Below are 12,708 nucleotides of genomic sequence, written 5' to 3'. Positions count from 1 at the left end.
ATGAAAAGAAAGATTAAGAATAGATCTAAACATCTATTCTTGTACTAATATAAAGATTATATTTGGAATATATCTGATTCCCTAGCTAGCACAATCTCTGACAGTGCAGTTGATTGGTTTTCTTGATTGAACATTCGTATGATTTCTTCGTCTGGATGATCAGGCTCGTGATGAGTTAGTACCAGTTTATTTACACCTAGAACTTCTCCGCAACGAACCGCTAATCTGCCGGATGTATGGCCCCAACCAATCTTACGATCTGCTTCTTCGGAGCTATATTGTGCGTCTATGATCAACATGTCAGGACTTCCGAATTTAGCGCGTAAATGTTCGAATTCGGACAGGTCCTCTTCTCTAACTTCTACATCTGTGCAGAATAAGAAACTTTTTCCATTCTCTTCTATATGATAGCCTGTGCAATTCCCTGGATGTTTTAAAAGGAAAGGAGTTACTTTAAAATCGCCGATCTCGACTGTTTGTTGTCTTTGAAGAAGAGTGAATGTTTTTTTAGACATCATCTCATCCAATGTGATCGGAAAGTTTTCTGGATTTTGCTGGCGATCGAATCTTTCTTTAAGATTAGAAATAGTAGAATAGAAATCTACTTGTACACTTGGAATATATCCAGGTTTAAAAAAAGGCCAACCTTGTATATGATCCCAGTGAGTATGTGTCACTAAAATTTGGATAGCACCACCTTGTGCTATACCTTCTTTCAAAAGATCATTGCCCAGCTCTCTCATTCCAGAACCGCAATCTATAATTAATTTCTGACCTTTTGAAGATTCAACATATACACAAGTGGTGTTTCCTCCCACAGGTCGTAACAGTTCCGGGCTTAAAGATTGTAAGAATGTAGGAACGGAGAAGGTCCCGTTCTTATGTTTGAATTCCCTATGAGCTGACTCTAGGATCTTTTCTAACTTTTCTCTATATTCTGAACCGGAAAGCGGAGTAGGAAGAGACCCTCTCACTCCGTATAATTTTATTTTCACTGTATTAAATTAGACAACTAAGAGATTTGGTATTTGCAGGTATTCAGCGATGACATCGAATTTTCGTGAAAAACAATGGAAGATCGCTACTAGAATCCCCTTTACCTCTGATTATTTCTTAAAATTAAACCCCGGAAGTAAATTAAAAAAAAACGATTTGTTTTCCGAAGAATTCGGGACATATTATCTAGAGCTTGGTTCAGGCTGGGGAGAAGTCGCTGTATCCCTCGCTAAAGGGAGTCCAAACACTGGTTTTATTCTCATGGAGAAGAAGGCGGATCGTTTACGCAAAACAATCCGTGATCTGAAAGAACACAATATCAAGAACGTTAAACTTCTTTCAGTGAACTTCAATTGGTTTTTAGAAGAAATTTTTGAATCAGGAATTTTCGACGAGATTCTTCTGAATTTTCCGGACCCTTGGCCTAAACGTAAACATCATAAGCACAGAACTTTAAATCCAAAATTCCTAGATGCAATCTATCTACTGCTCAATAATGGAGGCAAATTCCATTTTGCAACTGACTATGGACCCTACGCACGCAAAGGAATTCGTCTTTTTAGAGATGATCTTAGATATAAAGCGATCAATTCAGAGTTTTCTCTACAAAGGGTAAACTTTCCAATCTCACATTTTGAGCAGGAAAAACGGGAGGCAGGCTCCCGGATTTACTATTTGGATCGGATCAAAGTTTCTGACTGATCTTAATGATATAATAAAGAGTAAACATTGTCTGAATCCTGGACTAATTTATATGTCCAGACAGCTTCTCCCTTTTCATCATATCTAACCGCTGTATTATCTTTATATAATACGATCACATCTTTCTTTTTACCAGGTAATAAACCTTCGACTTCTTTGTCTGAAATTTTGATCTCTTTCAGACTGGAAGAATCTGCATCCACACGATAAATTTTGTCGTTTCCTGCAAACCAGAGAGAATTCCCTCTTACGCTGAATAGATTAGCTGCTTTATCTGAAATTTCAGTCTTAGTCGCTTTTCCTTTTCCGGAAACATATACGATCTCTTTATCAGTTCTGAAGAATGTTCCATCTTCTGTTGCACCAAGTAATCTTGGATTCGTAGTTCCAGTCCAAGCGGAATCTATATCCTTGCTCAGTTTTGCATCTGAATATAAGATCTTATCTTCTTTGGAAGAAGATTGGACCAAGAACACTTGTCCTTTTTTAGAAGCAGACCAAGATTTAGAATCTAAAGGAATGGATTTATTTTCTTCGAAAGTATCTGAATAACTGGTTAAAGTTCTTTTTCCAGAGGTTTCAGTTTCTACTAAAATTCTATCTCCTGAAACCATTGCTTTCTTAAACATTCCAGGTAAATTGATTGTCTGGAAGACAGAACCAGAGTTTTGATCTCTGACTTCTAAACTTCTATCTGTAAACGCGTAAACTCTGCGATCTGCTAGAACATTACGGAAAGGTTTAGTACTTGTGATCCTCCAAAGACGGATCGCTCTGTTTTTATCAAGTGCTTCGATAGAAGTTCCGTAATTCATCAATAATAGGTCGTTGATGATAACTGGAACCCCGATCAAAGATCCACGATTCGGGAATGGTTGTAAGATTACAGGAGTGTCTGAATCAGAAAGAACCAATCTTTCTGCCTGCCCAGAATAAGGAGAATTTGGATATTTTTCTGCAAGTTCTCTCCCTAATTCTATAGCTAACTTTTTGTATTCTGCATTCCCAGGATTTTTAGTTTTTAATTCGGAAAGGATTCTGATACGCGCGTGTAAAAACTTTTCATCTCTTTCGAGTTCAAGAGCTTTTACAATCTCAGCGTCTGCAGCTTCCAGATCTCCTTTCTTAAAATAGATATAAGAAAGTTGGAAATGTGCATCTGGGAAATCAGGATTTTTCTTTATGATTTCTTTGAATATCTCTACGGATTGTTCCAGAAGATTATCATTAAAGAGAACGATCCCGATATTATAAGGAGCCAATTCATTTTCAGAATCCGCTTTCATTGCGCTCTCGAATTCTTCTTTAGCTTCTTTGCTCTTGCTCTGATTATAATAAGCGATCCCTTTACCGATCCTAGACGCGGTAAACTCCGGATTTAATAACCAAGAACGATTGAATGATTCAATTGCGGTGTCATAATTTTTCTTTTGGAGAGCGATAATTCCAAGCTGATAATGGCTATAATAAGAATCCTGTTTTTTCTCTAAAACCTTTTGGAAACCTTTCTCTGCATTATCTACTTCTCCTTTTCTAAGTAAGAAAGCGTAGATCGCTTCTTGAGCTGCCAGATTTTTGGATCCGTCTGGAGAATTTTCTAAAAGAGAAATTCCCTTCTCTTCCATTCCCATTGCAAGATAACATTCAGCTACTTTAATATATAAAGTTAACTTTTTAGTTTTATCATATGCAGATTGATAGAGAGGAACTGCTTTCTCGTAAGACTTATTATCGAAAAGACGATTTGCTTTTTGGATTGTCGGAACTACTTCAGAGAACTTTCTGTTCTGATCTATTGTCTGTTTTGCTTCCGCAATTTCAGGAAGATCTTTGGTTAATTTTTCAGCCTTAGCTAACCAAGAGCTTGCTGAATCATAATTTGCTTTTTCATTCTCTTCTAAAGCAATCTTATAATAAAGAAATGCAAGACGGAACTGAATGGATTCGTTGTCCGGATACTTCTTCATTAAATTTTTATAAGTATTTTCTGCCTTATCGAATTCTTTTTTGTCTTCGTAAGTTCTGGCGAGTACGATCCCGGAAAGAGGATCATTTCCAGTGATTGCTTCCAATTCTTTAGTGTACTGAGCCACTTTAGATTGATTTTTCTGAGCAGAATAAAGACGGATCAAACCTTGAAGCGCCGGCAGATTTCCTTTTTGAAGACTAAGAGCCTTTAGATAATTTTGCTCTGAAAGTTTTGCATCTCCGCTGATCTGATACAAACGACCATAAGCAGTATACACTCCTGGATCATCCTGATCTTTAGCTTTCGCTCGATCAAAGTAAGTCTTCGCAGATTTAGTATCTCCTTTACGAAGACGTAAATCTCCCTCATGGATCAACTCCGAAGATTCTAAGAATGCAGCAACCTTCTTCGTTTCTTCATCTGGCTTTAAAGTTTCCAGTTCGTTTTTAGCAGTTTTATATCTATGCTCAGAAGCAAGTAGATACACTAAGTTCAGAACTGGCTCCTTATAATTTGGATCCAACTCGCGTGCCTTGCTGAAGGAAACCATTGCCTTTGCGTTTTCACCCAAAGACTTTTGGTTCAAACCGATTTGGTTATAGATGCTTGCGTTTTTAGGGAAGAAAGGAATGGCCTTTTCTAAAACGGAAATTGCCTTAGGATTATTCCCTGATTTGCTATAAGCAGATGCAAGACCTGAATATGCTTCTAAATAGTCTGCTTTTAATCTTAAAGAAGTTTCGAATGCTTTAATAGCGCCATCGGTATCATTAGAAAGTATTTTAGCATTTCCTAAAAATACAAATGGGGAAGGGTTCTTCGGATCTAATTGAGTGGCAGAAGTAAAAAATTGGACCGCTTCTCTGTAATTTTTAGCCTTAAGAGCAGCATTCCCTTTTTCTAATAGACCAGCTACTTTAGTGGCAGAAGCAGATTGTTTTGCAGAAGCCAGATCCGGATCTGCACTTCTAGCCTTCTCAAAATAAGCTTCTGCTGCTTCATAATCTTTTACTTGGACAGCAGTATCTCCCAATTGCATGTACAATTGAGCCTTAAATTTGAACTTATCTTCCGGAATAGATTTGAGTGCTGAATATGCTTCGTCGTACTTTCCGATTGTTTTAAGTAATACTGCTTTTTTGAATGTATAAGCGCTTCCATCTACCTTAGGAAGTTTTTCTAATTTAGAATAAACTTCTAGAGCGTCTTTATTTGCTCCTTGAGAAGTATATAGGATGCCGAGGGTTAAAAGAATTTGTTCATTCTCCGGATCTAGCTCAGTTCCCTTTTTCAAAGAGTTCAAAGAATCTTCTGTTTTACCTAAACGATATTCAGAAGAACCGATCAGATAATACCCCTCTGCAGTAGGATATGCTTTAACTGCTTCTCTACCTTTAGAAAGAGAAACTTCAAATTTACCTTTTTGGAAAGCGGAGTTTCCTTCGTTGATCAGCTTGGATGCTTGTTTTAATTTTTGAGCCGCAATGATGTCTTTTTCTAAGATTGCATCTTGAGAATTCGATTTTCGGAAATCTTTAGAAGCGCATTGGACAGCAAAAACGGAAACTATAGAGAATATTATAAAACGAGAAAATATACGATTCATCACTTGTATCCCTTATAGAGAATCTTCAGATCTTTAATGGGAGTTTTTTCCCTAAACTCTTCTCCTCTGGTCAAAACGGAAACAGTCCAGAGCCCTCCCGCAGGCAAATCTCCCTGCCAAACAACGTCTCTTCCTAAGTATAGAGACAACTTTTTGTTTTTTAAATCCGTTTTGAATGAGAATGGACGACCTATGTCTTTATCCACATCCAAGTATTTATAACTGCTGATTGTTTTTCCATCAGAAGGAAATTGGAAGATGGAAACCTTCTCCTTTCCTGCCTCAATTCCCAAAGAAAGACCATTCAAGTGGAATGTCACGGCTACAGTACCATCACCGTGATCTACAGGAAGTAAGAAGTAACCTTCGATCTCTAACTCTTCTGGAATGAATGGAAGAGAATACACTCCATTCCAACCATTAGGTAAGTTTTTCTTTTTTGCGAATTCCAAACCATTCGGCCCGAAAGGAGAAAATCCAAATTCGCCGGACGGTTTCCAGAATTCTAATTCAGACAATAATCCATATCCGAAATAAGGAAGCGCCAATTCTACTAGACGATCCGGTTTTACATCCAAGATCCCTTCGTAATATACATAAGCACCATCTGCACTTTCTTTTAGGAGTTCCAACTGGTAAGCACCAGGAGTTAAGTTACTACGGAAGAAAGGAGTTTCTCCCTGCTTGTAACCGTCCAAGGAAACAGATAATCCATTTGGAACTGTGATTACTTTAGCAGAACCTAATGTACGATCTTCTTCCCATTCTTGAAAGAGAAAACTTTTTTTGCCTGCTCTTACTTGGATGGTCTTGGTGATCGGTTTTTTTCCTTTTAAGACTACTTGAATGTCTTGGATACCTTCTTGGATTGGAACCTCGGTCAATGGAGTATTTCCTAATGACTTGCCTTTCCAAAGGATCTCAGTATCTCCAGAGGAAGCTCTAACTGTTAAGGTTCCTTTGATAGAAGAGTTTACGATTTCTTTAATTCTAGTTAGATCAGGCTTTCTGTCCCAAACCGGAACAGTGGTTTGTTTAGATTCCAATGAAATAACCCGATCGGAAGATTTCCAGAAGATTGCTTGGTTCCAGGCCCCAACTTCTTCACTGGAAACCGGACGTTTGAAAGAAAGCTCAAAATTTCCGTAAACACTTGCATCCACAGAATCTTTTAATTCAAATTTGAAAGTCCAGCCCGTATCTGATTCAGTTACTGAACCTAAAACTAGAACATCTACATCTTTGGATTTTAATTCTTGGGTTAATCCAGATTTGTTTTTCCAAACGTCTGTAGAAATTTTAGCGTTTGAAAATTTTACATCCTTCCAGATCAAACTGATCTCTTGCTCAAAGTAAGAAGCCAATTTTTTATCCACTGATTTAGGATATTCGATAGGAGAGAAAGCTAAGATCGGGACCTCATGCCCCGCCTTACGAACCCGGAAGTCCGTCTCGGATTCTCTAAAAATGAATACGCTCTCGGAGTCGCCTATTGGCTTGTAATACGGTTCTTGTATCAGCTTAGAAGGTTCGTTTAACTTCTGTACTGAGGAGCAAGTAAGCCCAAAACTCGTAATAAGAGAGAATATAATAAGATTACGAAATGAATTGTTCCCCATCCCGTAAAAAAATTTCCCAGGGACTGATTTAGCAAATCTTTTCCTAGTTCTGGAAAAAATGAGAGCCTTTTTAGAAAGAAATATCCGACCTTGGTAGGTTTTCTAGAGCATTAGAAAATTACGAAATATTTACGCGAGAATGCGTATATGAAGAGAAACCCCGCTGCATAGCGGGGTCCTATAAAATTTTAGAAAAGCGGAAAAGAAGAAAGAAACTAAATTAGAAAGTTTCTTTCGGATTAAGTTTCAACTTTTCTTTTTGAACGTCTTGTTGAACGTATTTAGTTTCGTTCACTTGCTGAGCGGTTCTTGCTACTTCATCCGCGTTGGCTCTAGTAGCTTCACGTTTCTGCAATTGAGTACGAACTTCTTCCACAGTGGAAGCCTGGCTCAAAATGCGAAGTTCTTCGCTGGATGCTTTCAACTCATCTACCAGGTTATTATATTCTAAAACGTCGTTTTTCTTAAGGACGATTAGTCCTTTTAGTTCTTTTACCGATTCAGGTCTGAGAGAAAGGATCAGTTTTTCAGTCAACTTTTGGTTTTTCTTCAGAGTGATCTCTCTGTTTCTTTCCAAGATGACTTCAGACTCTTCTCCAACTTTGGATACTGCAACAGAACCTTCTAATACTGCGAATTTTACATCGCAATGAGCTTCCGCACAATTCACTTTTGTTCCTGATGGATTTTCAACAGAAGTTAAGAAGGTAGTTCCGCGAACTCCCGCAAGAGCAGTAGGAGTTACTACGTTGAAATCGGAGTTTTTGTTCTCTTTGCGAACCAGAGTTACGATCCTTCCATAGTTCAGATTAACCTTAACGTTAGTTCCTTCGTCTCCAACTAGTGTAGCAACAGATACTTCACTTTCTTTAGAAACTTTGATGATACCACTTTCGGCAACCATGATCTCTACAGATCCGTTTTTACCTGTAAGGATAGTGTCTGCAGCAGTTACTGTCTGACCGAATTCGGCTTTTTTCTCACCTTCGGCGGACTGGACTTTTACGTCACCATTCAACCAAACAATCTTAGCAGTCGAAGATGCTGCTTCTGATTTAACTTGGCCACTGCTTGTTTTAGGGCTACAAGCGATTAGATAACTAACTGCTAGTAGGGTCATTAGAATTAGGGTGTTTTTATTTTTTAACATATATTCTCCCCCGCTTTTTAAGCTTAAGAATCCTCTAGATATAACAAACTAACAAGGACTTTTTACCAATACTTATGTTTAAACCATTTTACAAAAAGCAAAAGATTTGGTTTGGAAAAAAATTTCCTAAAAATGTCCCTTTGGCAGATTCTATTAGAAACTATAAAAACTAACCCTTAAGGGTTAGCTATTTGAGAACAAATTCTACTTCTTCTCTGCCTTTTTAGGTTCTACTTCAGGTAAAGAGTCCAGCTCTTCCTCTAATTTACACTTCGGATAATGATCCGCAGGTAGACTGGAGCCCACCCAACCGAATGCTTCTTGAGATGAGATGACGTGAATGTCCCAACCTTGCACTATATTCGGACAATCCCAGACTTTATTCTTACATAAAACCTGGCTTGCCTTAGGTTTTGGATAAGCCCAAGCTGCAGGAGGATGAAGACATTGCATCTCCACTTCTGCTAACTTGCGCATACGTTTTACGTTTTCTTCAAATTGTTTAAATAAGTTCACCAGAGGATTAGCAAGTACTTCATTGAAGTAACCTCTGGAAGTATTATAAGCTAAAAAGTATACCAACTCTTCCATTACATATTCTTTATCATGGGAAAAGGAGCTAACAGTATGAATATATCTAGCGATCTTTAGGGAATCTGTAAGAAGTTCACGTAACAAATCTTCTGATTTATCTGGAAGTCCTGCGTCTTCTTCGTCGTCAGGAGTAGAATCGCTTTCTCCGTCATCTACCATCATCTCTGCGAAGAATGTTTCGTCAGGATTTTCTCTCTCAGATTTTTTCGACCCGGCTGCAGCAGATACATCCACATTATCTTGTAGTCCGAGCGGAACATGGTTAGAAGCGGCGGAACATACGAATTCAGGAAGATCCAACTTCTGCATGAAGTTAGCGCATTGTTTTGCGATCCTTGTTTTTTCCGTATCATCAGGAAATGGTTTATTCCATTGGTCTCCAGTGACACGAGCGATATCCATAAAGATCCCGCCAAGGAAAGAATATCTGCGTAACATTTTATATTTAAGTGCATCCGGGATCAGAACAATTCCCAGAGCCAATAAACCTAATTCGCAGATATGTTTAAAAAAGTGGGGATTTGTTTCGTAAACTTTAAAGAGAGCGAGTAGATGTTTCTTATTATTGATCCCGTTACGAATAATTCCCTTAAAGTTGAATTTATTCTCTTCGTACATGAACTTTAAGAATTTCTTATCTGTATTCTTAAGTTGCAGAACGATTTTTTCGGAAAGTTTATCTTGGATCTGACTGATTAATTCTTTGGTTAATTTGATCTTAAATTCGGGATTGTACTGACCCTTAATTTCCTTGAGTCGGGTAAGAGCAGATTCTTTTACCTGAACCTCTTCCTTGACTAGAATATTGCCGCTATTGTCCTCGATCGCATTTAGGAAACGTAACATATTCCCAGCGTTATAATCGCGCACGAAGTTCAGAACCTCGTCTATCGATCCATATTCTACCGATTTAGGATTTACTTTCATTCTTTAAGTGATCTCTACGTGTGATTCTAAACGGGTTTTCCAAGCTTGCAAGCATAGATTCCAAGCTCTTTCTTCTTTCCATACTTATATCGGTCGCTTCTCCCATAGAAAACAACATTTTGCATCCTGGGCCCGCGTCACAACAGTCGGAAATATCACATTCTTCTTTATACTTTCTCAATTCCGGATAACTTTCCAAGATCTCACCTTTAGATAAATGTAAAATCCCCCATTCTTTGATACCTGGAGAATCGATTAATACGATATTATCTTCCAAGACCAGAAAGTTTGAGTTTGTAGTCGTATGTTTACCCTTCTTAGTGGAAAGACTTACCTGAGAAGTTTTTTGTAATTCCCTGTCGGATAAGACGTTTACTAAGCTAGATTTTCCGACTCCTGAATTTCCTACCAAGTAGGTAGTTTTGGAAGAAAACTTGGAGCATAGTTCTTCTAGACCTTGGCCGGTCTGGCAAGAAACAATAATTATATCATAGCCTAAATCTTTATAAACAGAAGAGCGTTTAATCGCAGTTTCTTGGTCCACTAAATCTGATTTTGTGAATATGATTAGGGGAGGGACCTGAGACAGATAGGCCGCCGCCAAACATCGATCTAAAAAGCCATCTTTAGTTTCGGGATCTTTTAGAGAAGCGAGCACTGCAATTTGATCTACATTCGCACAAAGTACCTGTGCATCTCCCTCTTTACTTTTACGTAAAAGTTCGTTTTTACGGGACAATCTTTCTTCGATTGCCCATTCTCCGCCTGATTCCATCGCGCAAACCCTGTCGCCTACAACAAAGGGATGTCTTTCTTTTGCGGCGATATTTCTGAGCCTTCCTCTAAGTACGGCTCTTACTCTTCCTCTTTCTTGCGAATACAAATCATAGAAGGCCCCAAAGACCCTTGCTATCGTAAAAAACTCCTTTACTGGAATCGTGGAACTAGACATTCTTAAGCCTAATTTTACAGGCACGCGATGAAAATCATACGCAAATTCGGACCAATATTCGGTCTTGTTTTAGCCGCATTCCTTCTGCAATCGGCGCTCATATTCGGTTTGGATTTCAGATCTTTGGATCCGGATCGTACAATCGTGCTTCTCATCAGTTTGCCTTTTACCACATTGGCTGCTGTTTTTGTTTGGATATGGTTCAACGAATTCGGACCAGCATGGAATTTATCATCCGCACTTTCTAAACTGACGGACCAAGAATATGTAAAATACCTTTCTTCGTTAGATAAATTCAAAAGTGATCTGATTGCAACCAACATCACAGAAAGTGTATGCGATAAAATACTGAAATTTCTACCAAGTATTATCAATGCAAGCAGGGCCAAAATTTATTTATGGAGAGAAGATCTTGGAAAATTCTCTCCATATCCAAGAGAATCAGGAGAAGATCATTTTTATATCTTCGATCCATTCCTGTTATGGATCACTGAACACGATAAAATCTTTTATTCAGAAGAATTTGTAGAAAACGCAAAACTACAACAGATCAGAGAACATGCACTTTCATTCGCTTCAAAAACAAAAGCGGATCTTCTTGTCCCATTAATCTTAAACAAAAGTCTTTTAGGGATGCTTGTTTTAGGGCCTAAAAATGATGGAAGAAGATACAATGCTTCCGAACTCGAAAAACTAAATGAGATGCGTTCTGTTTCAGTGATGTCACTTTCCAATTCCATTTTTTACGAAAGGCTAATAGAACTTACAGAAACTCTTGAAGAAAAAGTTCGCCATAGGACCCAAGAGCTAGAGAGCGCTCAGTCCCAATTGATCATGTCTGAAAAGATGGCTTCTTTGGGAACCATGGTTGCTGGGATCGCACATGAGATCAATACTCCTGCCGGAGTAATTAACGGTTCTGCAGATAATCTAGAATCGAATATGAATTATATCGTAAAGAACGTATTCGAAATCGTTCGATTCGCACGAAACAAAAAGTTAAGAAAATCATTCGAAGTAGCACTTCTTCATATCTTAAGAGATCGGAAAAAAAGCCAGACAATGGAATCAAAGGATAAGTTCCGGATCAAAAGAGAAATGAAAGAAGAAATGGTCGAAATGGGGATTGAAGTTTCCTTAGCCGGCGAGGTCGCCTCTTTCATTATTGAAAACGATATCATGGAAGTTCGAAAGTACATCCTGGAAATTTTAGCCCAAGGTGCAAAACCAGGATACGAGATGCTAAAACATGCATCCAACACCAACCGAAATATTAAGAATATCAAATATTCTATCAAAAATATCGTTCGTATCGTAAAAGCTTTAAAATATTATTCTCACCTGGACCAAAGTAAATCATTTACCAGCGCAGACCTGATAGAAGGTATCGAAAATACTTTGGTGATCATGAACAACCAACTCAAGTATGGAGTAGAAGTGAAGACAAACTTCTCCAGTATTCCGAAAGTTGTATGTAATCCGGATGAATTAAATCAAGTCTGGACCAATCTAATCCAAAATGCAAACCAAGCAATTCGAGGCCAGGGAACAATTGAATTATCAGTGTATTCTGCTGGAGACACAGTTACTATAGAAGTACAAGACGATGGCCCAGGAATTGATTCTACAATTAAAGATAGGATCTGGGATCCATTCTTCACTACAAAAGATCAGGGCGAAGGTTCCGGACTCGGGCTAGGTATCGTAAAAGGTATCGTGGAAAAGCACAAAGGAAAAATCACTGTAGAATCCATACCTGGAAAAACAGTATTCAAAGTTGAATTGCCACTTAGACCTCCTCAACCTATTGCAGAAACTAGTCTTGAAAAACCTGCCGTATGACAGCAAAACCTAAAAAGAAAAAGTTAGAACCAAAGCCAGAGAACTTTTACGATCTAGTTTACAAAATCGTAAAGAAGGTTCCGAAAGGAAAAGTCACAAGTTATGGCCGGATTGCAGTCCTGATCGGAAAACCAAGAGCTGCCAGAGCAGTAGGGTATGCTTTAAACGCTCTAAAAAAGGGCCAAGAACAGAAGATCCCTTGGCAAAGAGTTATCAATAGTATGGGAAAAATTTCTCATAGGGGTGACACTCCAAGAGCGATTATACAAAAAAAACTTTTAGAATCAGAAGGTATCAAATTTTCTAGAGAAGAGGTCGTGGATTGGAAACGATTCGGCTGGCCTGATTAAT

Annotated in this window: 9 protein-coding genes; 3 read left to right on the top strand and 6 right to left on the bottom strand. The window is 38.3% G+C overall.

Going from position 1 to position 12,708, the window contains the following annotated elements:
* Positions 1 to 56: 56 nt before the first annotated feature.
* Positions 57 to 995 (bottom strand): MBL fold metallo-hydrolase, encoded by a 939-nt coding sequence (locus tag EHQ52_RS07930; protein WP_135614665.1) that lies wholly within the window; start codon positions 993 to 995, stop codon positions 57 to 59.
* A 49-nt stretch (positions 996 to 1,044) separates the two neighbouring features.
* Between EHQ52_RS07930 and trmB the strand changes: the two genes are divergently transcribed.
* Positions 1,045 to 1,698 carry a tRNA (guanine(46)-N(7))-methyltransferase TrmB gene (trmB, locus tag EHQ52_RS07925; RefSeq protein ID WP_135614664.1) on the top strand — a complete coding sequence of 218 codons (654 nt, stop codon included), beginning with the start codon at positions 1,045 to 1,047 and terminating at the stop codon, positions 1,696 to 1,698.
* Between the two features lie 2 nt (positions 1,699 to 1,700).
* Here the strand turns inward: trmB and EHQ52_RS07920 are convergent, their stop codons facing one another.
* The 5 genes from EHQ52_RS07920 to rsgA all read right to left on the bottom strand — a co-directional run bounded on the left by EHQ52_RS07920 (position 1,701) and on the right by rsgA (position 10,515).
* Positions 1,701 to 5,273: a tetratricopeptide repeat protein gene (locus EHQ52_RS07920; protein WP_135614663.1), complete on the bottom strand. Its 3,573-nt coding sequence runs from the start codon at positions 5,271 to 5,273 to the stop codon at positions 1,701 to 1,703.
* Entirely contained in the window at positions 5,273 to 6,892 is a 1,620-nt protein-coding gene (locus tag EHQ52_RS07915; RefSeq protein WP_244244820.1) for an LIC10124 family lipoprotein, read from the bottom strand. The genes EHQ52_RS07920 and EHQ52_RS07915 overlap by 1 nt, the downstream gene beginning before the upstream one ends.
* Before the next feature lie 220 nt (positions 6,893 to 7,112).
* Entirely contained in the window at positions 7,113 to 8,042 is a 930-nt protein-coding gene (locus tag EHQ52_RS07910) for a FecR family protein (RefSeq protein ID WP_135614662.1), read from the bottom strand.
* A 204-nt stretch (positions 8,043 to 8,246) separates the two neighbouring features.
* On the bottom strand, positions 8,247 to 9,563 hold the full coding sequence (locus EHQ52_RS07905) for a hypothetical protein (RefSeq protein ID WP_135614661.1): 1,317 nt from the start codon (positions 9,561 to 9,563) through the stop codon (positions 8,247 to 8,249).
* Positions 9,547 to 10,515, bottom strand: coding sequence for a ribosome small subunit-dependent GTPase A (rsgA, locus tag EHQ52_RS07900; protein WP_135614660.1), 969 nt, complete (start codon positions 10,513 to 10,515; stop codon positions 9,547 to 9,549). The genes EHQ52_RS07905 and rsgA overlap by 17 nt, the downstream gene beginning before the upstream one ends.
* 27 nt (positions 10,516 to 10,542) lie before the next feature.
* On the opposite strand from rsgA, the gene EHQ52_RS07895 reads away from it, so the two are divergent.
* Positions 10,543 to 12,357 (top strand): sensor histidine kinase, encoded by a 1,815-nt coding sequence (locus EHQ52_RS07895; RefSeq protein WP_135614659.1) that lies wholly within the window; start codon positions 10,543 to 10,545, stop codon positions 12,355 to 12,357.
* Entirely contained in the window at positions 12,354 to 12,707 is a 354-nt protein-coding gene (locus EHQ52_RS07890; protein WP_135614658.1) for an MGMT family protein, read from the top strand. The genes EHQ52_RS07895 and EHQ52_RS07890 overlap by 4 nt, the downstream gene beginning before the upstream one ends.
* The last annotated feature ends 1 nt before the right edge of the window (position 12,708 follow it).

The organism is Leptospira koniambonensis (assembly GCF_004769555.1).
Lineage (GTDB): Bacteria > Spirochaetota > Leptospiria > Leptospirales > Leptospiraceae > Leptospira_B > Leptospira_B koniambonensis.
This window is presented reverse-complemented; position numbering and strand designations above follow the sequence as displayed.